This is a genomic window from Microbacterium sp. bgisy207, assembly GCF_057706855.1.
In genome coordinates, this window is the sequence record NZ_JBYIPB010000010.1 from 13187 (window position 1) to 33741 (window position 20555).

The following is a 20555-nucleotide window of genomic DNA, read 5'->3' on the forward strand; positions in this document are numbered from 1 at the left end:
CGGCATCCATGCCCCGTACCATGTGTGGAATGTGTGGAATCGTCGGCTACGTCGGGCCCCGTGAGAGCCAGCCCATCCTCATCGCCGGACTGTCGCGCCTGGAGTACCGCGGGTACGACTCGGCCGGCATCGCCGTCATCGACGCGGAGGGCCACCTCGGGATGCGCAAGCGCGCCGGAAAGCTCAGCGTGCTGCGGAACGACCTCAGCGAGCATCCGCTTCCGGCCGGTACGACCGGCATCGGCCACACCCGCTGGGCCACCCACGGCGGACCCACCGACGCCAACGCCCACCCGCACCTCGCCGACGACGACAAGCTCGCGCTGATCCACAACGGCATCATCGAGAACTTCGCCGGCATCAAGGATGAGCTCCGCGAGGAGGGCTACGAGTTCCGCAGCGAGACCGACACCGAAGTGGCGGCGGTGCTGCTGGGCCGGGAGTACCGTGCCCACGAGGGGGATCTCGTCGCCGCGTTCCGCGCCGTCGTCCGCCGCCTCGACGGGGCGTTCACGCTCCTCGCGATGCACCGCGACAACCCGGGCCTCGTCGTCGGGGCGCGTCGCAACTCCCCGCTCGTGATCGGCCTCGGCGAGGGAGAGAACTTCCTCGCCTCCGACGTCGCCGCGTTCGTCGAGCACACGCGCCAGGCCCTCGCGATCGGTCAGGACGAGATCGTCGCCATCACGCCCGCCGGCGTCGAGGTGACCGACTTCGACGGCAACCCGGTCGGCGTCGAGCCCTTCGAAGTGCTGTGGGATGCCGCGGCCGCCGACAAGGGCGGATGGTCATCGTTCATGGCCAAGGAGGTGTCGGAGGAGCCGGAAGCTGTCGCGAACACCGTGCGTGGCCGCGTCCGCGACGGTCTCGTGTCGATTCCCGAACTCGACGGTCTCGACGATCTGTTCGCGGGCATCACCCGGGTCATCATCGTCGCCTGTGGCACCGCCGCCTACGCCGGCATGGTCGGCAAGTACGCCATCGAACAGTGGGCGCGAGTGCCGGCGGATGTCGAGCTGGCGCACGAGTTCCGCTATCGCGATCCCGTGATCGGCCCCGACACCCTCGTCGTCTCGATCAGCCAGTCCGGCGAGACGATGGACACGCTCATGGCGGTCAAGTACGCCCGAGAGCGGGGAGCCAAGACCCTGTCGATCTGCAATACGCAGGGCGCGACGATCCCCCGCGAGTCCGACGCGATCGTCTACACGCACGCCGGCCCCGAGGTCGCGGTCGCCTCGACGAAGGCGTTCGTCGCGCAGATCACCGCGCTCTATCTGCTCGCACTGCACATCGGGCATGTCCGTGGCACGCTCAGCGACACCGAGATCCGGCAGCAGGTGCTCGAGCTCGAGGCGGTTCCGACCAAGATCGCGCGCGTGCTGGAGGGCGAGCAAGAGCACATCGAGCAGTTCGCCCGGTGGATGGCCGACACGCAGTCGGTGCTGTTCCTCGGTCGGCACGTCGGTTACCCGATCGCGCTCGAGGGTGCGCTCAAGCTCAAGGAGATCTCGTACATCCACGCCGAGGGCTTCGCGGCCGGGGAACTCAAGCACGGCCCGATCGCGCTCATCGAGCCGGGTCAGCCGGTGTTCGTCATCGTCCCGTCCCCGCGGCACTCGCCGCTGCTGCACTCCAAGGTCGTCTCCAACATCCAGGAGATCCGCGCGCGCGGCGCCCGCATCATCGCCGTCGCGGAAGAGGGCGACGCCGCTGTTCTGCCCTACGCCGACGAGGTGCTGCGCATCCCGCTGGCCGACCCGCTCTTCGAGCCGCTGCTGGCTGTCGTGCCGCTGCACATCTTCGCGATGGGACTCGCGACGGCCAAGGGGCTGGACGTCGACCAGCCGCGCAACCTCGCCAAGTCCGTCACGGTGGAGTAGTCGCCGCTCGGCTCGCGGGGCATCCGTAGAGCTGGCCGCACCCGTAGCGCACCGAGATCTCACCCGCTGGTTACGCCGTGTTCACCCGGGCGTCGCCGGTGGTCACGTGGGCTTCATAGGTTCGCAGGGTTGCTCCAGACGAAAGCTGTTCATGCCCCTCTCCACCCCCGCACGCCTGTTCCGCCCCTTCTCCCTCCTCACCGCCGCCGCAGTCTTGGTGACACCTCTTGTGGTCGCCGCTCCCGCTGCTGCAGCTCCCGAGACGCCGAGCCTGCTGATCACCGAGATCGCGCCCGATAACTCCGGGTACGACGACTTCGAGTTCATCGAGGTCCACAACGCGGGAGGCACCGCGGTCGACCTGAGCGCTGAGGGCATCGAGCTGTCGTACATCTACGCCGACAGCGACGACACCGCCTCGGACGTGCCGCTGACCGTCGCGCCGGGCACGACGGTTGAGGCAGGGGAGACGATCGTCCTCTGGTTGAGCTACGCCACCTCGACGGTCGACAGCTTCGCCAAGACGGTCGAGGACTTCCGAGCGCACTTCGCCGCGACGCAGCCCGAGCTGGGGTACGACGTCGTGCGCGTCACCGGCCAGGCGGGGATGGCCAACGGTGGCGACCGCGGGGTCCGGCTGAGCGCGGATGACGTCGAGATCGCGCGCTCCTTCGTGCCCGTCGGGGCCGCGGGAGCAGACCTCAGCGTCCACTTCCAGGTGCCGGCATCCGGAATCTCGGCGGCTGTCCTCGAGACCCGCTCCGCTCCCACCCCCGGCGCGATCGTGCCCGAGGCACTCGTGGCCGAGGAGCCCGAGCCGGTCGTCGAGATCGCCCCGCGCGACCTCGTCATCACCGAGTTCGCGCCCGACAACGCCGGCACCGACCGGTGGGAGTACGTCGAGGTCTACAACACCACCGACCACGACATCGACCTCACGGCGACGGGCACGAGCGTCGTCTACGACTACGTCTCGAACGCCAAGGCGCTCGAGGTCCCCGCGGGCAGCGTCATCCCCGCCGGCGAGGCCGCGGTGCTGTGGCTGCAGTACTCGCCCAACACCGACGGCTACACCGCTGCCGACTTCCGCACTTTCTACGGCGCGGATGCCGATCTCACGGTGATCCCGATCACCGGCCAGTCCGGGTTCGCCAACGGCGGGGGCCGCGGCATCCGTCTCGTCTCGGGCGAGGAGGTCATCACGGAGGCCTGGTACGCCGCCGGGGAGGTGGGGAGCGCCCTGAGTGTGGACTACCGCCTGCCCGCACGCCTCACCGAGACGATGATGGCGGTGCTCGCGACACAGGTCGCCCCGACGCCGGGCGTCATTCCGGCAGACACCCTCGTTCCGGCCCCGTTCGACCCGCAGCCCGACGCCGACCTCGTGACGGCGCCCCTGCAGGTCACCGAGGTGGCGCCCGATACGTCCAACATGGGCGGCTCCGACGCGTACGAGTTCATCGAGGTCTACAACGCCACCAGCGCACCCGTCGACTTCTCGGACTACACCCTGAAGTACCTGTACCCGCTGGCCGACCTGACCAACTCCTCGACGACGCTGTGGCCGGCGACCGTCCGGAATGCGACGATCCCCGCGGGCGGTGTGATCGTCTTCTGGATCAAGAACGGCGCCAATGACGCCCTCACGGCTGCCGACTTCAACTCCCACTTCGGCAGTTCGCTGGTCGCCGACGAGAGCCTCTTCGAGATCCGCTCCGGCGGAATGGCCAACTCGGCAGCGCGAGGGCTCGAGATCACGACGAACACGGGCTTCACCGTCAACCGCGCGTACTACAACCTCGGTGGCGTCGACGACACGACCCCCGACCAGCCGATCCAGTACGCCGTCAACCACGACGACCTGACCCTGCAGACCAAGCTCGGTACCGCGAGCGCCACGCCCGGCGCGATCGCGCCCGAGCAGGTCGACGACGGACTCATGATCGTGCCCGGTGACACCACGGCACCCCAGATCACCGACCAGACGGCCGCCGAGATCGCCGCGGGCGTCGACTTCGAGATCGCCGTCGTGGCGACCGACGATGTGCAGGTCAAGACCGTCTCGATCGCCGTGCGCAGCAACCTGGATGCCGAGCCGGTGCGCTACGAGATCGTCTCGGACGGTGCCGATCGCTACGCCCTGCCGATCGCGGCCGCGGACCTCACCGGCAAGCGCTGGTTCGAGTACACCGTCGTCGCCGACGACGGTGCGAACGAGACCGTCGTGGGTCCGGTGCGGGTTCCGCTCGCCGGGGTGGACACCTCACCGGTGCGACTCAACGTCACCGACGAGCAATGGGTGCGCGGCAACGTCGACCTGATCGCCGGCGGCGATACGTATCCCGCCGACGTCGAGCTCACGATCGACGGAACCCCCGTCGAGGCCTCGCCCCAGCTGGAGGCCGCACCGGTCTTCGCGTTCGAAGCCAGCGGCGTCGACACGTTCTTCCGCAACGGTGTCAAGGTCGGCGGCGACGTCCTCACGATCTTCGACGACGGGATCTACTCGGGCTGGGAGACGATCTCCACCTCCGTACCGCTCGCGTACGTCACCGCGGGGCAGACCGTGACCGTCAGCGTCTGGGCAGGCACGAAGGCCGCACCCGAGATCGACCCCGACGAGAACAACGACGACTTCAGCATCCGCGGTCTGCGTCTCATCCTCCCCGACGGCCGGACTCTCACGCCGACCGGGTACGACGACCCCACCCTCGTGCTCTCGATGGGTGACAGCGCCGGAAAGTACGAGTTCTACGAGGCGACCTTCACTGTGCCGTCCGACGCGGCCACCGCCGTCGGCTACACGTGGGACACGACGACGGTCACCGACGGCGAGCACGTGGTCGCGGCATCCGTCACCGGCACCGAGGTCGACGCGAACGTCCGGGTCGACAACACCCTGCCCGAGATCGTGACCGACCTCGAGACCGGCAGGCTCTACCAGGGGGCGTTCACGATCGATGCGCAGGCGACCGATCTCGGCTCGGGGCTCGTGTCGCTCGAGACGACCCTCGACGGTCGTGTCGTGACGCTGCCCTACGCGACCTCGTCGCTGATCCTCCCCGAGGGCGACCACGAGGTGGTCATGACCGCGACGGATGCCGCCGGCAACGTCGCCGAGAGGATCATCACCTTCCGCACCCCCGTCGAGAACCCCGCCGTCACGCTCGTGACGCCGGAGGACGGCGCGACAGTCGAAGAGGGCTCGGTGACGCTCGAGGCCCGGGCCGTGGACCCGACCGGCGACGTCCTCGACGTCACCTTCGCCGAGGGTCACGCGCTGAGGGTCGGTGACGGTGTGACGGCGTCGACCGGGACCGTGGGCACCGCCGACACCACCGACCGCACTGCCGCGCGGACGCTCACTGCCGACGAGGTCAGCAGGATCGGGGAGTTCGACGGTCAGACGCTTGTCGAGACATCCGGAACTGCCTTCCCGTACCAGCTGTTCGACGTCGCGGTGCCCGCGGATGCCGGAGACGACGCCCGCGTTCGCGTGCACTGGGAGGGTTCGGCCAACGCCGACGCGAAGCTCCTGCTGTACGCGCTCGGAACCGACGGCAGCTGGGACGAGGTGGATCGCCTCGTCACCGAGGACGACGTCACGACCGTCGCGCTGGACGCGGTCCTGCCGGTGGCCGGCTACGCCGCAGGCGGCACCGTGCGTCTGCTCGTGCAGCACTCCGAGGGCTTCGCCGGCGAGAACCTCTCGACCCGCGACAGCGTCGTGGAGCCCGAGCACGCCGAAGACACTCCTCGGTCGGACTACGACTTCACCCTCGCGGTCGAGTCGGACACGCAGTACTACAACGAGGAGTTCCACCAGCACCAGACGGCGATCCACGACTACCTGCTGCGCGAGCGGACGGATCTGAACCTGCAGTACCTGTTCCACACCGGCGACATCGTGGACGACTACGACCAGCTGTGGCAGTGGGACTTCGCCGACCCCGAGTACCAGAGGCTCGACGACGCCGCCCTGCCCTACGGCGTGCTGGCGGGCAACCACGACGTGGGCCACAAGGAGGTCGACTACACCAACTACGGCACGTACTTCGGCGCCGACCGCTTCGACGCCAACCCCTGGTGGGGCGGGGACTACGCGAACAACCGCGGCCACTACGACCTGGTCACCGCGGGCGGCATCGACTTCCTCATGCTCTACATGGGCTGGGCGCCCGGGGACGCCGAGATCGCCTGGATGAACGAGGTCCTCGCGCAGTACCCCGAGCGCATCGCCGTGCTGAGCCTGCACGAGTACATGCTCACGACCGGCGGGCTCGGACCCATTCCGCAGCAGATCTACGACGAGGTCATCGCCACGAACCCCAACGTGCGCATGGTCTTCTCGGGCCACTACCACGACGCCTACACCCGCATCGACGGGTTCGACGACGACGGTGACGGCACGGACGACCGGCAGGTCTACCAGATCCTGTTCGACTACCAGGGTCTGCCCGAGGGCGGTCTTGGCTACCTGCGACTGCTGCACTTCGACAACGAGGGCAAGCAGGTCATCGCGCGCACCTACTCGCCCTCGCTGGGCGACTACAACGCCGATGACCCCTCGCTCGACCCCGAGCACCAGGAGTTCACGATGCCGTATGCGGCGCTGGGCATCGAGCCTGCTGAGAAGGTGCTGCGCACCGACGGCGTGCGGGTCGACGTGCTGACCTCGCACACGATCGGTGCCGTGAGCGATGTCGAGAGCGGCTCGACCCCGTCGGTGACGTGGGATGCCGCACCCGGCGAGTACGGGTGGTACGCGTCGTCGGTCGACCCGTACGGGGCGACCGCGGACTCCGAGGTGCGCACCCTGACGGTGGTCGCGCCCTCGGGCGGTGACGGTGGCTCCGGTGACGGTGGCTCCGGTGACGGCGGCTCCGGTGACGGCGGCTCCGGTGACGGCGGTTCGGGTGATGGTGGTTCGGGTGACGGTGGCACCGGTGACGGTGGCGCGGGTGATGGCGGCTCGGGCAACGGCGGCATGCCGACCCAGAACACGGTTCCCGTGAGCGTCCCAGACCTCGATCCGTCCCTCGAGGGTCTCATCGCGCCCACTGGCACGCTGCGGGTCGGCGACCCGGTGACGATCTCGGTGCCGGGCCGCGACGGCGAGTGGGTGCAGGTGTGGTTGCACTCCACACCCACCCTGATCTCGGGATGGACGCAGGTGGCAGGCGGAACCGTGACGGCCACCGTCCCGGCCTCGATCCCGGCGGGCACGCACACACTCGTCGTGCAGAACAGCAGCGGCGTCATCGGCTGGGCCACGGTCACCGTCTCGGCGGCGACCGGTCAGGCCGCCATCAGCGACGGCGTGATCGCCGACACGGGCGCCGATGCGCGACCGCTCGGCCTCCTCGCCGTCATCGCGTTCGCCGTGATCCTCGCCGGTGGGGCGATCCTGGTCCGGCGTCGCATCGCCTCCTGACAGGAGCCGGCGGTAGGGTGGCGGATGCTGCGGCATCCGTCACCGCCGCCGGCTGAGGAGTGGTCCATGATCGTCGGGATCGGCGTCGACCTGGTCGACATCGCGCGGTTCGAGCGCACGATCGCCCGGACCCCGAAGCTGCTGCCCCGACTGTTCTCGCCGAACGAACGGATGCTGAAGCCGCGCTCGCTCGCGGCCCGTTACGCCGCGAAGGAGGCGCTCATCAAGGCGCTGGGCGGATCCGACGGCGTGCACTGGACCGAGATCGAGGTCACGCCCGAGGCATCCGGCCGCCCGTGGTTCACCCTGACCGGATCGACGGCCGAGGTCGTCGCCGCCCGGTCGATCACGACCCTCCACCTCTCGATGTCGCACGACGCCCACCTCGCGACCGCCTACGTCATCGCCGAGTCCGGCACCGTCATCGAACCCGGCGTCAGCCCGGGGGCGCGAACCCACACATCCGGCACCGAGCCCACAGCATCCGGCGCGCGAAAGGTGTGGGCTGGTGCAGATGGTGTGGGTTCGGCGGCCGAGGCTGGGGCCGAGGTCGGGGGCGGCGCCGGGGTGGAGGAGCGATGAGCGTCATGCCTGGGTCGAGGGTGCCGGAGGGCGTGCTGCGGGAGGCGGTCGTCGACGTCGCTGCCATCGCCGCGAACGTGCGGCACCTGCGCACCCTGACCGCGTCCGAGGTCATCGCCGTCGTCAAGGCCGACGGCTACGGACACGGCGCGACCCGGTCGGCCGTGGCCGCGCTCGCGGGAGGCGCGACCAGGATCGGCGTCTCCGACATCACCGAAGCCCTCGCGCTGCGCCGAGCGGGCATCACGGCGCCGATCGTCGCGTGGCTGCATGCCCCCGGGACCTCCTTCCGCGAGGCGGCGCACGCGGGGATCGAGCTCGGCATCTCGAGCTTCGCTCAGCTGCAGGAGGCGGCAGCTGCCGCATCCGTCGACCGCCCCGTCGGGGTGCACCTCAAGCTCGAGACGGGCCTCGGTCGCAACGGCATCGCCCCCGTCGACTACGGCATCGTGTTCGCCGAGGCCGCCCGACTCGAGCGCATCGGGAAGCTGCGGGTCATCGCCCTGTTCAGCCACCTCTCGAACACGAGCCCCGAGGACGATCGGGCGGCGCTGCGCGTGTTCCTGGATGCCGCCGGCTCGGCGGCCGCGCTCGGCCTTGCCCCGCCGCTGCGTCACCTTGCCGCCACCCATGCCGCGATCGCGCTGCCCGAGACGCGCCTGGGCTGCGTGCGCCTGGGCATCGGAATCTACGGGCTATCCCCGTTTGCAGACCGTACCTCCGCCGACCTCGGGTTGCGTCCCGCCATGACCCTGCGCGCAGCGGTGGCGGCGGTGCGCCGGGTGGATGCCGGACACGGCGTCTCGTACGGCTATCAGCACCGCACCGAGCGCGAGACGACCCTCGCGCTCGTATCGATCGGGTACGCCGACGGCGTCCCCCGGAACGCATCGGGACAGGGGCCTGTCACGATCGGCGGGCGAACCTTCCCGGTGGCCGGACGCATCGCGATGGACCAGTTCGTCGTCGACGTCGGCGACCACCCTGTCTCGGTGGGGGACGAAGCAGTCCTGTTCGGCGACTCCACGCTGGGCGTGCCCTCCGCTGATGCCTGGGCGCGCGCGGCCGACACGATCAACTACGAGATCGTCACACGCATCGGCCCGCGTGTCCCGCGGCGGCAGGTGTCCTCGTGAGCGGTCTCGACGACCTCGTCGGCGAGCGCCAGATCGCGAGTCCCGCCGACATGCACGCCCTCGGGGTCGAGATGGGACGGATGCTTCGCCCGGGCGACCTGGTCGTCCTCACCGGTGTGCTCGGGGCCGGCAAGACGACTCTGACGCGCGGTATCGGCGAGGGGCTGGGGGTGCGAGGCCCCATTCAGAGTCCGACGTTCGTGCTCGCGCGCACCCATCCGTCACTGGTCGGCGGGGCGCCGCTCGTCCACGTGGACGCCTACCGTCTGGGATCCGCCGCCGAGCTCGACGATCTCGACATCGACTACGACGGATCGGTGGTCGTCGTGGAGTGGGGTCGCGGCATGGTGACGGGCCTGCGAGATCACTGGTGGGATGTCGAGCTGCAGCGCGAATGGCACGGCACCGGCGTCGACACCGCCTGCGGCACCTACGGGCCCGCCGCGGCCGAGCTCGACGCCGACGCACCGCGCCTGGTCAGCATCCGTCGCGAGCCCTCGTGACCGCGCCTGACCGCGCCTGACCCGGGTCGTCTCGCGGATACCCTGGAAGGATGATTCTCGGCATCGATACCTCGGTCGGCACCGCGGTCGCGGTCGTCGAGGCCGACGGTGTGGTCTTGGCCGATGTCTCGAGCGCGAATCCGCTCGGACACGCGGAGGTCATCGGCGACCTGCTGCAGACGGTGCTCGGCACCGCGCGCGCCGATGCTCCCCTCGGCCACGCCGGAGCCGGCACGCCGGGAGAAGCGGCGGACATCACGGCGGTCGCCGCGGGCATGGGCCCCGGCCCGTTCACGGGGCTGCGCGTCGGCATCGCCGCCGCCCGCACATTCGCGCTGGGGCGGGGCGTGCCGCTCATCCCCGTCGTGAGCCATGATGCGGTAGCTCTCGGCATCCTGCTCGACGAGGCGCTGCGCGAGGGCGCGACGGCGACGGATGCCGAACCGGCGCGTTTCGCCGTCGTCACGGATGCGAGGCGCCGTGAGTTCGCTTACACGGTCTACGCCGGCATGGACGACGACGGTCTGCCCGTACGGGTCACCCAGCCCGCGCTGAGTCCGCGCGATGACCTCGATGCCGTCCTGGCCGAGGTGGGCGCGCAGCGACGCGACGCCTCGGCAGTGTCAGCGGCGATGATCGCGCTGGTCGCGGCGCGCGCGTCGGCGGCCGGGCGAGAGGTCGGCCCGCGCGACGCTCTGTATCTGCGCTCACCCGACGTGACCGTGCCAGCCGGGCCGAAGGCCGTGTCCGCCGGGCCGAAGGCCGTGTCCGCCGGGCCGAGGAGGGTGGGCGCATGAGTCTGCGCCGTGCCACCAGCGCCGACCTCGACGCGATCATGGCGATCGAGCGGGCCTCCTTCCCGACGGACGCGTGGTCGGAGGCGATGATGGCGGCGGAACTGGCCTCGCCGCATTCGATCTACCTCGTCGTGGCCGACAGCGACCGGGTGATCGGCTACGGCGGTGTGCGCGCCGTGCGCGGGGCCCCGGATGCCGACATCCAGACGATCGCGCTCGCCGAAGCCGCCCGCGGCACGGGGAGGGGGCGCGACCTCCTCGTCGCTCTGCTGGCCGAGGCGCTCGCCGCGGGCGCGAAGACCGTGTTCCTCGACGTGCGCGAGGACAACTCTGTGGCCCGCGCCCTGTACCGCAGTGTCGGGTTCCTCGAGGTGGGGCGCCGGCCCCGCTACTACCAGCCCGACGACATCGACGCGGTCGTCATGCAGCTCGACCTCGCTTCCTGGGACGCCGCACGCCAGCCCGGGGCGATCGCGACCGGGGGAGTGTGCTCATGAGCGTCATCCGACCGCCCCGCGAGCCTCTCGTGCTCGGGATCGAGACCAGCTGCGACGAGACCGGCGTCGGGATCGTCCGCGGCCGCACCCTGCTCTCGAACACCATCGCCTCGAGCATGGACGAGCACGCGCGCTACGGCGGCGTCGTCCCCGAGGTCGCGGCGCGCGCCCACCTGGAGGCGCTGCAGCCGACGATCGAGGCCGCCCTCGCGGAGGCGCAGGTCGAGCTCACCGACATCGACGCTGTGGCGGTGACCTCCGGCCCGGGCCTTGCCGGCGCCCTCATGGTCGGGGTGGGAGCGGCCAAGGCGCTCGCGGTCGCCCTCGATGCGCCGCTCTACGCCGTGAACCACCTCGTGGGTCACATCGCCGCCGACCTCCTCGATCCGGATGCGCCGCCGCTGGAGTACCCGACCGTCGCGCTGCTCGTCTCCGGAGGCCACACGTCGCTTCTGCTGGTGCGCGACCTCACGAGCGATGTGGAACTCCTCGGCGAAACCGTCGACGACGCCGCCGGTGAAGCATTCGACAAGATCGCCCGGATCCTCGGGTTGCCCTACCCCGGCGGGCCCGAGATCGACCGGGCGGCGGCATCCGGATCCGACGGGCGCGGCGGCACCCGCGCGGGCGACCCGAACGCGATCCGCTTCCCGCGCGGACTCTCTCGCGCCAGCGACATGGCCGAGCACCGATACGACTTCTCGTTCTCGGGCCTGAAGACCGCCGTGGCCCGGTGGGTCGAACAGCAGGAGGCCGCCGGCCAGCCCGTCTCGACCGCCGATGTCGCGGCATCCTTTCGGGAAGCGGTGGTCGACGTGCTCGTCACGAAGGCGCTCGCGGCGTGCGCGGACCTCGGTGTGCCGCGCCTGCTGCTCGGCGGGGGCGTGATCGCCAATCGGCGGCTGCGGGAGGTCGCGCTCGAACGGGCGGCTGCGGCGGGAGTCACCGTGCGGATCCCGCCGCTGTCGTTGTGCACCGATAATGGGGCCATGATCGCCGCTCTCGCATCGGAACTGATCATGTCCGGACGGGCACCCTCGACGATGGCGTTCGGCGCGGACTCGACCCTGCCGGTCACCGAGATCCAGGTGGCCTCCTCGGTGGGGGACGAAGCATGAGCGATCGCGGACGCGGATTCTCGCGGTTGCCCACCGCGCCGGTGGACGTGCCGACGACCCTCAGCGGACCCGACCTGTCGGAGGATCGTCCCGGCTGGGAACCGGATGCCGCCCCCGTTGACGCATCGAGCTTCGACCGGGGGTTCGCCGCGTGGGCCCTCGGCTTCGGGATCGTCGGACTGGCCGTCTCCCTCTTCGTCGGGTGGGGCTTTGTCATCGGGATCGTCGCAATCGTCTCGGGCATCATGGCGCTGCGGCATCCGCGGGACAGCCGCCGCGTCGCGGTGTGGGCGGTCGTTCTCGGCGCCGTCTCGATCGTCTACAGCCTCGGCTGGCTCGTCTACGCCTGGACCGTGCTGACCTGACCGGCGCGTCAGCGGGCGGGCACGCGTTTCGGTCGCGTCGCGGTGCGGGTACCGTGCGACGGATGCGCAGAAGGGCGCGACCGAACGGAAGGGTGGCCAGGTCAGGATGCGGGTGGCACGCGGTCGGCAAGGATCGCGGCGCGGGCGCCGGCGATGCGCGTCATGATGAGGGTCGCTGACTCGTCGCCCTTCAGACGCAGGCTCTGACGCAGCGCAGCGGGGTCGACATCCACCCCGCGCTTCTTGATCTCGAGGATGCCGATGCCGCGCTCCCGCAGCGCCCGCGCGAGCTTCTTCGTGTCGGCCGGCAGCACCTCTCGCACGCGGAAGGTCTGCACGAAAGGGCTCGTGAGCGGCTCATCGGCGGTGAGGTACGCGACCTTCTCCGACAGCATCCCGGCGCGCAGCGACCGGGCGACCTGCCCGATGAGCCGGGCACGGATGACGGCACCGTCGGGCTCGTGGAGGAACTCCCCGATCGCGCGCACGGGTTCGTCCTCGGTGTCCGCGGGCGCCGTCAGCTCGGCAGCATGCTGCCCGCGCAGCACGAGGGCCGACCGGGTCACTCCCTCGCGCGCGAGCTGCCCCGACCACAGGACGAGCTCGACGGTCGAGCCGTCCGCGCTCACCCACTGCGCCTCGAGCCCTCCCGGGATCCGGTCGCGATCCAGACCCGGACCCAGCTTTGCCCCACCCGGCATCCTGCCGAGGAGGTCGAAGACCCATTCCAGCGACGGGGACCAGTCGTCCGCGCGCGATCGGCCCGTCTCGCCGTGCCCCGACGTGCGGCGCGCCGGATCCAGCCAGACCGCTTCCACGTCCGCGAGATCCTGGTCCTCGGCGCGGCCGACCCGGACGGTCGCGGACGGCCCGAACGGGGAGAGGTTCACGGTCGCGAGGGCGGCGGTCACCTCGTCGGCATCGACGGCGTCGACACGGATGCCGAGACTGGCCAGCGCGAGAGCGTCGCCGCCGATCCCGCACCCCAGGTCTGCAACGCTCGCGATCCCGGCCCGCTGGAAGCGACCGGCGTGGTGGGCGGCGACCGCGAGCCGCGTCGCCTGCTCGAGACCGGCGCGAGTGAACAGCATCCGTGCCGCGAAGTCGCCGAACTTGGCACGCGCCCGCTCGCGCAGCCGCGCCTGCGTCACGACCGCCGACACCAGGTCGGGGGAGTGACCCGCGTTCCGCAGCCGCGACACCGTGCGGGCGACCTCATCGCTGGAGGTGACGGGGTCCAGACTGTTCAGCAGTTCGAGCCCCGCCGGCGTCAGCAGCGCCCGCACCTCGGCGATGTCCATTCATCCACCCTAGGTGCGGGCGCCGCTCACGCTGAGCGCGTCAGCTGCAGCCGCTGACGAGGTCCCACGAGGATGCCGAGACCCGCTGCAGGCTCGTGACGGTGGCGTCTCCGAGCCCCAGATAGTCCTGGGTCCCCACCGCGTAGTAGGGGTTGTAGGGGTTCACTCCGTACGACGTGGCCCGGCCGGCGGTCTTGTGGGTCGCGTTCGTCGCGGTGACGCAGTCCGTCGGCGTCGGCGTGCTGGTCGGCGTCGGCGTCGGGGTGGCCGTCGGCGTCGGGGTGGCCGTCGGCGTTCCGGTCGGCGTGGGCGTCGGTGTGGGGGTCGGTGTGGGGGTGCCCGACCGGTCGACGCGCCGGTTGTTGTCGAAGAAGAAGTCGGTCACGTACGCCGGGTAGTCGATGCTGTTCGCGCTGATGTAGGAACCGCCCGCGCCCGCGCCGGCTGGCCAATTGTGCCCGAGACCCGTGTTCTGGATCACCGACACCCGCGGTCCCTCGGCGTCGGAATACAGCGTCCCGCTGCCGGAGGTGTTGGTGCCCGCCAAGCCGGACAGACCGAAGGTGGAGGCCTGGTCGGCGTCATAGATGTCCGCCATGATCTGTCCGTTGAGCGTGTTGTACCCGGTCGCGACCGTGGAGTCGTTGTTCCCGTAGACGACGGAGGTCAGCTGCGTCTCGAACGCCCCGGATGCCGACCCGGCGAAGCTCGTGCAGGTCGACACACCCTGGTTCTTCGACACCGCCACCGACGAGATCTGCCCCGAGGAGGTACCCACGGTGGGACCGGCGTTGATGCCGATGCCGGCGAACACGTCGGGCGCGAGGCATCCCATCACCATCGTCTGTCCACCGCCCGAGGACAGCCCCGACACGTACACCTGGTCGCCGTCGATTCCCAGACTCGCGCGCGCCGTGAGGGTGGAGGCCAGGGAGAGCAGGTTGTCGTCGTGTCGCGCCGGGGCGGTGCGCGAGTGGTTCGCGTCGTAGTAGTCCCAGCATCCGAGGATCACCCCGCCGTTGGGGGCGTCCGGAAGCGCAACGACCATGCCGTACTCGTCGGCCGTGCGGGCCCAGTTGCCCGCGGACTGCAGATCCGACGCCTTCTGCACACAGCCGTGGAGCGAGATCATCAACGCCCGGCCGGCGGGAAGCGCGGCATCCGTGGTCGGAGTGTAGAGCCGCACCGACATCCCGGCGATCGTCTCGGTCGTCCACGTGCCGGTGCCGTCCGTCGATCCGCCCGAGCCGCCACCGCCCGAGCCATTGGTGCAGCCGGGCAGGGTTTCGAACCCCGGCGGACAGGTGATCGCCTGAGCCGCCGGAGCGAGAGCGGTCAAGCCTGCCACGGCCACGCCGGCTGCCACGAGCGCGCCGAGAGCGCGCTGTCGGAAACGAGAGAGCATGCGTCATCCCTTCGTCGACTCCGGCCATCGCCCCGGGCGCCATTGCGCGGGCATCCCGGTCGGAGCCAGCATCCGTCTGCGTCGAGCGGATGCCGAACGTGCGTCATCGCACGGGGGTCACGCTATATGAAAGATGATTCAGTTACCAGGTTAAGCAGGGGTGGATGGCAGCTTTCTCACGCCCGGAATCTCCGGAGCGGGCGGAGCGGGCCTTGTGAGGCGGTGAGCCGGGATTCGTGTTGGCACTCGCGTTGCGTGAGTGCCAGTGCTTCAATACACTGGCGTTAGCACTCTCAGTGTGTGGGTGCTAACGAGTCTTGGTATCTCAAGGAAAGCAGAGGTAGACCCGTGTCGGTTTCCATCAAGCCGCTCGAGGACCGCATCGTCATCAAGCAGGTCGAGGCCGAGCAGACCACCTCGAGTGGTCTCGTCATCCCCGACACCGCGAAGGAGAAGCCCCAGGAGGGCGAAGTCATCGCGGTCGGACCCGGTCGCATCGATGACAACGGCAACCGCGTTCCCCTCGACGTCGCCGTCGGCGACCGCGTCATCTACAGCAAGTACGGCGGGACCGAGGTGAAGTTCGGTGCCGACGAGTACCTGGTGCTCTCGGCCCGCGACGTGCTCGCGGTCGTCGTCCGCTGAGTCGACAACTCTTCGACGGGGCTCGGATGCTGCGGCATCCGGGCCCCGTCTGTCGTTTCCGCATGACCGCCTCTGCGTGGCGTGCCGCCCACCGGCCTCAACCCCCCCACGCCTCTCGCGCCGAGCCCACGCCTCTCGCGCCGAGCCCACGCCTCTCGCGCCGAGCCCACGCCTCTCGCGCTGAGCCCACACATTCCTTGTGACGGATGCTGTGGGTTCGGCGGGGAAGGTGTGGGTGCAGCGCCAGGGAGCGGGCGGAGCGGGGACCGGGCCTAGAGTGAGGGAGTGACGCGCGACTCGCTCCCCGGGGACGGGGGTTCTGCACCGGCGACGGGGGATGTTCCCGCATCCGGCGCTGCCCAGATCGCGGGCTCCGACGCGGCGGGGCTGGCTCAGGAGGCTCCCGCGGACGCTGCACGCGAGCGGTTTATCGGCGGTGTGTTCGCGTTCTCGGCCTACTTCCTCTGGGGCTTCCTGCCGCTGTACTTCATCCTGCTTGCTCCGATGACTGGCTGGGAGCTGGTGGGATGGCGCATCCTGCTCTCCCTCGTCTTCTGCGTCCTCCTTCTGACCGTGATGCGCGCCTGGCGGCCATTTCTCGCGATCGTCCGGCAGCCTCGACTGCTCGGCTGGACGGCGCTGGCTGGCGCGGTGATCTACGTCAACTGGCAGGTGTTCATCCTCGCGGCCCTCTCGGGCCACGTCATCGAGACAAGCCTCGGGTACTTCATCAACCCGATAGCCACGGTGCTTCTCGGCGTACTCGTCCTACGAGAGCGGCTGCGCCTGACGCAGTGGGTGGCGATCGCGATCGCCGGGCTCGCAGTCATCGTCACGATCGTCGGCTACAACGCGGTGCCGTGGGTCGCGCTTACCCTTGCAGCATCCTTCAGCATCTACGGTCTGATCAAGAAACGCATCGGACCGTCGGTGGATGCGGTCAGCGGGCTGACACTGGAATCGGCCTGGCTCGCACCGCTCGCGGTCGTGCTGCTTGTCGTCACGTCGCTCACCAGCGGACTCACCGTCGGATCGTACGGGATCTGGCACACGGTCCTGGTCAGTCTCGCCGGCGCCGCGACAGCCGTGCCCCTCCTGCTCTTCGCGGCCGGCGCGCGGCGCATACCCCTCACCGTCGTCGGACTGCTGCAGTTCATTGCGCCGATCATGCAGTTCATCACGGGCGCATGGATCCTGGGCGAACCCATGCCGCCGGAGCGATGGATCGGCTTCGGCCTGGTCTGGGTCGCGTTGGCGGTTCTGACCGTGGACTCGCTCGTGTTCGCTCGCCGTTCGCGCGGGGTCAGCGACGTCGCCGAGGTCACCTGAACCGAGCGCGCCGCGGAGCCGCATCCGCGTCGGCGACCCTCGAGCGGCGTCCCGCCGCGATTCGTTTGCCGCAACACGCCGCATCTTCTTCGCGAGCAGGCGGTGTGCGGCAACTGAACGGCCGCCGTCGCCGGCGCGCTCGATTCGTTTGCCGCAACACGCCGTATCTTCTTCGCGAGCAGGCGGTGTGCGGCAACTGAACGGCCGCCATCGCCGGCGCGCTCGATTCGTTTGCCGCAACACGCCGCATCTTCTTCGCGAGCAGGCGGTGTGCGGCAACTGAGCAGCGGCCACCGCAGCGGGCCACCGCAGCGGGCCGCCGCAGCGGGACCAGGCCGACCCGGCCGTGCAGTGAGCTGATCCTCAGCGCACGAAGCGCGCGATAGCCGCTGTGGCCTCGCGGATCTTCTCCTCGGCCTGCTCATCGCCCTGTCGCGCTGCATCCACGACGCAGTGCCGCAGGTGATCCTCCAGCAGACCGAGGGCGACGGACTCCAACGCCGCCGTCACCGCGCCGATCTGAGTGAGGATGTCGATGCAGTACTTCTCGTCCTCGATCATCGACCGGATGCCGCGCGCTTGACCCTCGATGCGCTTGAGGCGGTTGAGATACCGCTGCTTGTCGCCGATGTACCCGTGGTGGGACGCCGCGGCCTCCGGGGGCGTCGCCGCCTCCGTGGGGTGCGCGATGGCGGAATCGGCCGCTGCCGGGTGCCCGGTCACGTGACTCATCCCTGTCTCCGTTCGTTCACTGCTGTGCTCTCTTTCGCCGCTGTGCGCGACCCGACGGCGGGGTCCACGCTCTGAAAGCGACGCAGCCGCAGGCTGTTGCCCACGACGAAGACGCTGGATGCCGCCATCGCCGCCCCGGCGATCATCGGGTTCAGCAGCCCCAGCGCGGCGAGCGGAATCGCCGCGACGTTGTAGGCGAAAGCCCAGAAGAGGTTCCCGCGGATCGTCCGCAGCGTCGCGCGCGACAGCCGGATCGCGTCCACCGCCCCCAGCAGGTCGCCGCGCACGAGGGTGAGATCGGACGCCTCGATGGCGGCATCCGTGCCCGTTCCCATCGCGATACCGAGGTCGGCCTGCGCGAGGGCGGCGGCATCGTTGACGCCGTCGCCCACCATCGCCACGACACGGCCGCGTCCTTGAAGGGCGGCGATCTGGGCCGACTTCTCGGCCGGCAGCACTCCCGCGATGACCTGACGGATGCCGACCTCGTCGCCGACCCGCCGCGCGACGGTGTCGTGATCGCCCGTGAGCAGGATCGGCTCCAGCCCCAGCCCGCGCAGCCGGGCCACGGCATCCGCGCTGGAGCTCCTCACCGAATCCGCCACGGTCAGCAGGCCACGCGCCTTTCCGTCCCACGCGACGAGGACGGCGGTCATCCCCTGCGCGCGAGCGGCGTCCGCGGCACGGCCGAGTTCGGCATCCGGGTGCACCGACCATTCGGCCAGCAGCGCGACCGACCCGACCACGACGGCGTGACCGGCGACGACCCCCGTCGCGCCGCGCCCGGGAGCCGAGGAGAACGACTCGACGGCGGGGAGGCGAACCTGCGCAGCATCCGATGGCTCCGCGTCGCTCCCGACGCGGAGAGCCTCCCGCGCGGCCGCCGCGATCGCCTGGGCGATGGGGTGCTCGGATGCCGACTCCACGGCTCCGGCCAGGCTCAGCACCTGCGCGGGGTCCTCCCCGGCGGCGGGCACGACCTCGACGAGTGACATCCGTCCCTCGGTGACGGTGCCGGTCTTGTCGAGTACGACAGTGTCGACGCGTCGTGTCGATTCCAGGATCTGCGGGCCCTTGATGAGGATGCCCAGCTGCGCGCCGCGGCCGCTGCCGACCAGAAGCGCGGTGGGCGTTGCCAGGCCCAACGCGCACGGGCAGGCGATGATGAGCACCGCGATGGCGGCGGTGAGCGCCATCGCCACACCGCCGCCGATCAGAAGCCACGTCGCGAGCGTCGCTGCGGCGATCACGATGACGATCGGGACGAACACCCCCGCGACGCGGTCGGCGAGCCGCTGCACCTCGGCCTTGCCCGCCTGCGCCTGCTCGACCAGGCGTGCCATCTGCGCCAGCTGGGTCTGCTCTCCGACGCGGGTGGCCCGGACGATCAGCCGCCCGCCGACGTTGACGGTCGCGCCCACGACCGCGTCGCCCTCGCGTACCTCGACCGGCACCGACTCACCGGTGATCGTGGAGGTGTCGACCGCCGAGGTTCCCGACACGACCACGCCGTCGGTGGCGATGCGTTCGCCGGGCCGCACGACGAACTCATCGTCGACCCGGAGCTGGGCGACCGGAACCCGCGTCTCGACGCCGCCCCGCAGCACCGCGGCATCCTTCGCGCCGACTTCGAGCAACGCGCGCACGGCGCGACTGGCCTGCCGCTTCGCGCGCACCTCGAGGTAGCGTCCGAGCAGCAGGAACATCGTCACACCCGCCGCGACCTCGAGATAGATCGTGCTCCCCGCCTCTCCCGGCTGGGCGATCCACGTGAAGCCGTGCGACATACCCGGCATCCCCGCCTCGCCGAGGAACAGCGCGTAAAGGGACCACAGATAGGCGGCCGACACCCCCATCGAGACGAGGGTGTCCATCGTCACCGCGCCGTGACGGAGGTTGATCGCCGTCGCGCGGTGGAAGGGCCACGCCGCCCACACCACGACCGGGGACGCGAGCGCCAGCGACGCCCACTGCCAGTAGGTGAACTGGAGGGCGGGGATCATGGCGAGAAGGATCACGGGCACCGACAGCACGACGGCCCCGATGAGACGCTGTCGCAGCGCGTGGAGCTCGGGGTCGGCGTCGGGCTCGGACGCCGGTTCGTCGTCACGGGGTGGTGCGGGCAGCGTCGCGGTGTACCCGGTGCGTTCGATCTCGGCGATCAACGCCGCGGTGTCCGGCCGGTCGAGAACCGGTGCGCCGGCGGCCGCGGTGTCGTCGGCGATCCGCACGATCGCCTTCTCGGTTGCGTAGTTGACGGATGCCGAGACTCCCGGCATCCGGTTGAGGCGCTTCTCGATCCGTGCCGCGCACGACGCGCACGTCATCCCGCCGATCTCGAGCTCGATCGGGGCGGGGGAGGCCCCCCGATCGGCGCGAGCGGCAGTGGTCACAGCCGGGCCGCGTCGTAGCCGGCCTCGTCGACGGCGCTGAGGACGGCATTGTCATCGAGGGTCTCGGCGCTCACGGTGAGCAGGCCCGTCGACGCGCTGACCTCGATGGCCGTGACGCCGGGGATCCGCGAGACCTCATCGCGCACTGCCCGCTCGCAGTGGCCGCAGGTCATTCCGGTGACGAGGTATTCGTGTTGTGCCATGGCGGTTTCTCCCTGTGCTGTTCGCATCGATACCCGTACCCCCTAGGGGTATGGAGCACAACGATACGCGCCTTCTCGGTGTTTCGCACGGGTTGACCGGCTGGCGGGGGCGTTTGGTAACGATTCGTCGGCGTTACACATCGTTAACGCACCGCAACACCCGCGAGACCAGTCCACGGATAGGTTATTGGCACTATGCGGGTGCCCCACGGGCCCGCGTCCATCCACAGCA

Annotated in this window: 15 protein-coding genes and 1 pseudogene; 11 read left to right on the plus strand and 5 right to left on the minus strand. The window is 70.2% G+C overall.

Annotation, left to right across the window (positions count from 1 at the left end; genetic code table 11):
• The first annotated feature begins 29 nt into the window (after window positions 1-29).
• The 9 genes and pseudogenes from glmS to AC3ENO_RS10825 all read left to right on the plus strand — a co-directional run bounded on the left by glmS (window position 30) and on the right by AC3ENO_RS10825 (window position 12315).
• Window positions 30-1883: a glutamine--fructose-6-phosphate transaminase (isomerizing) gene (gene glmS, locus AC3ENO_RS10785; RefSeq protein WP_434970621.1), complete on the plus strand. Its 1854-nt coding sequence runs from the start codon at window positions 30-32 to the stop codon at window positions 1881-1883.
• 151 nt (window positions 1884-2034) lie between these two features.
• On the plus strand, window positions 2035-7317 hold the full coding sequence (locus tag AC3ENO_RS10790; RefSeq protein WP_434970622.1) for a lamin tail domain-containing metallophosphoesterase family protein: 5283 nt from the start codon (window positions 2035-2037) through the stop codon (window positions 7315-7317).
• Between the two features lie 66 nt (window positions 7318-7383).
• Window positions 7384-7731 (plus strand): annotated as a pseudogene (locus AC3ENO_RS10795) (holo-ACP synthase); the annotation flags it as partial.
• 164 nt (window positions 7732-7895) lie between these two features.
• The gene (gene alr / locus AC3ENO_RS10800; protein WP_434970623.1) at window positions 7896-9035 is read left to right on the plus strand and encodes an alanine racemase; all 1140 of its coding nucleotides are present in this window, start codon (window positions 7896-7898) and stop codon (window positions 9033-9035) included.
• Window positions 9032-9538 carry a tRNA (adenosine(37)-N6)-threonylcarbamoyltransferase complex ATPase subunit type 1 TsaE gene (gene tsaE, locus AC3ENO_RS10805; protein ID WP_434970624.1) on the plus strand — a complete coding sequence of 169 codons (507 nt, stop codon included), beginning with the start codon at window positions 9032-9034 and terminating at the stop codon, window positions 9536-9538. The genes alr and tsaE overlap by 4 nt, the downstream gene beginning before the upstream one ends.
• Before the next feature lie 50 nt (window positions 9539-9588).
• Window positions 9589-10335: a tRNA (adenosine(37)-N6)-threonylcarbamoyltransferase complex dimerization subunit type 1 TsaB gene (gene tsaB, locus AC3ENO_RS10810; RefSeq protein WP_434970625.1), complete on the plus strand. Its 747-nt coding sequence runs from the start codon at window positions 9589-9591 to the stop codon at window positions 10333-10335.
• Entirely contained in the window at window positions 10332-10832 is a 501-nt protein-coding gene (rimI, locus tag AC3ENO_RS10815; RefSeq protein WP_434970626.1) for a ribosomal protein S18-alanine N-acetyltransferase, read from the plus strand. Before tsaB ends, rimI begins: the two co-directional genes overlap by 4 nt.
• A complete protein-coding gene (tsaD, locus tag AC3ENO_RS10820) occupies window positions 10829-11950 on the plus strand; it encodes a tRNA (adenosine(37)-N6)-threonylcarbamoyltransferase complex transferase subunit TsaD (RefSeq protein WP_434970627.1) in 1122 nt (373 codons plus the stop codon). The genes rimI and tsaD overlap by 4 nt, the downstream gene beginning before the upstream one ends.
• Window positions 11947-12315, plus strand: coding sequence for a hypothetical protein (locus AC3ENO_RS10825; protein WP_434970628.1), 369 nt, complete (start codon window positions 11947-11949; stop codon window positions 12313-12315). The genes tsaD and AC3ENO_RS10825 overlap by 4 nt, the downstream gene beginning before the upstream one ends.
• Before the next feature lie 101 nt (window positions 12316-12416).
• Here the strand turns inward: AC3ENO_RS10825 and AC3ENO_RS10830 are convergent, their stop codons facing one another.
• Complete coding sequence (locus tag AC3ENO_RS10830) at window positions 12417-13616, minus strand: class I SAM-dependent methyltransferase (protein WP_434970629.1); 1200 nt, start codon at window positions 13614-13616, stop codon at window positions 12417-12419.
• Between the two features lie 40 nt (window positions 13617-13656).
• Window positions 13657-15021 (minus strand): extracellular catalytic domain type 1 short-chain-length polyhydroxyalkanoate depolymerase, encoded by a 1365-nt coding sequence (locus AC3ENO_RS10835; RefSeq protein WP_434970630.1) that lies wholly within the window; start codon window positions 15019-15021, stop codon window positions 13657-13659.
• Window positions 15022-15369: 348 nt separating this feature from the next.
• Here AC3ENO_RS10835 and groES point away from each other — a divergent pair, with 348 nt between their 5' ends.
• Both groES and rarD read left to right on the plus strand, forming a co-directional pair.
• A complete protein-coding gene (gene groES / locus AC3ENO_RS10840; protein WP_341577724.1) occupies window positions 15370-15666 on the plus strand; it encodes a co-chaperone GroES in 297 nt (98 codons plus the stop codon).
• Window positions 15667-16053: 387 nt separating this feature from the next.
• On the plus strand, window positions 16054-16995 hold the full coding sequence (gene rarD, locus AC3ENO_RS10845) for an EamA family transporter RarD (protein WP_434970707.1): 942 nt from the start codon (window positions 16054-16056) through the stop codon (window positions 16993-16995).
• Window positions 16996-17358: 363 nt separating this feature from the next.
• On the opposite strand, the gene AC3ENO_RS10850 is transcribed toward rarD, so the two are convergent.
• From AC3ENO_RS10850 to AC3ENO_RS10860, 3 genes are read right to left on the minus strand one after another with little or no spacing between them, the layout of a single operon-like run.
• The gene (locus AC3ENO_RS10850) at window positions 17359-17727 is read right to left on the minus strand and encodes a metal-sensitive transcriptional regulator (RefSeq protein WP_434970631.1); all 369 of its coding nucleotides are present in this window, start codon (window positions 17725-17727) and stop codon (window positions 17359-17361) included.
• The gene (locus AC3ENO_RS10855) at window positions 17724-20120 is read right to left on the minus strand and encodes a heavy metal translocating P-type ATPase (RefSeq protein ID WP_434970632.1); all 2397 of its coding nucleotides are present in this window, start codon (window positions 20118-20120) and stop codon (window positions 17724-17726) included. Before AC3ENO_RS10855 ends, AC3ENO_RS10850 begins: the two co-directional genes overlap by 4 nt.
• Window positions 20117-20323, minus strand: a complete 207-nt coding sequence (locus AC3ENO_RS10860) for a heavy-metal-associated domain-containing protein (protein ID WP_434970633.1) — start codon at window positions 20321-20323, stop codon at window positions 20117-20119. The genes AC3ENO_RS10855 and AC3ENO_RS10860 overlap by 4 nt, the downstream gene beginning before the upstream one ends.
• Window positions 20324-20555: the final 232 nt, after the last annotated feature.

Bases quoted from the DNA above. Each gene is read 5' to 3' on its own strand.
- glmS (WP_434970621.1), top strand. From the start codon at position 30: ATGTGTGGAATCGTCGGCTACGTCGGGCCCCGTGAGAGCCAGCCCATC.
- AC3ENO_RS10790 (WP_434970622.1), top strand. From the start codon at position 2,035: ATGCCCCTCTCCACCCCCGCACGCCTGTTCCGCCCCTTCTCCCTCCTC.
- alr (WP_434970623.1), top strand. From the start codon at position 7,896: ATGAGCGTCATGCCTGGGTCGAGGGTGCCGGAGGGCGTGCTGCGGGAG.
- tsaB (WP_434970625.1), top strand. From the start codon at position 9,589: ATGATTCTCGGCATCGATACCTCGGTCGGCACCGCGGTCGCGGTCGTC.
- rimI (WP_434970626.1), top strand. From the start codon at position 10,332: ATGAGTCTGCGCCGTGCCACCAGCGCCGACCTCGACGCGATCATGGCG.
- tsaD (WP_434970627.1), top strand. From the start codon at position 10,829: ATGAGCGTCATCCGACCGCCCCGCGAGCCTCTCGTGCTCGGGATCGAG.
- AC3ENO_RS10825 (WP_434970628.1), top strand. From the start codon at position 11,947: ATGAGCGATCGCGGACGCGGATTCTCGCGGTTGCCCACCGCGCCGGTG.
- AC3ENO_RS10830 (WP_434970629.1), bottom strand. From the start codon at position 13,616: ATGGACATCGCCGAGGTGCGGGCGCTGCTGACGCCGGCGGGGCTCGAA.
- AC3ENO_RS10835 (WP_434970630.1), bottom strand. From the start codon at position 15,021: ATGCTCTCTCGTTTCCGACAGCGCGCTCTCGGCGCGCTCGTGGCAGCC.
- AC3ENO_RS10850 (WP_434970631.1), bottom strand. From the start codon at position 17,727: ATGAGTCACGTGACCGGGCACCCGGCAGCGGCCGATTCCGCCATCGCG.
- AC3ENO_RS10860 (WP_434970633.1), bottom strand. From the start codon at position 20,323: ATGGCACAACACGAATACCTCGTCACCGGAATGACCTGCGGCCACTGC.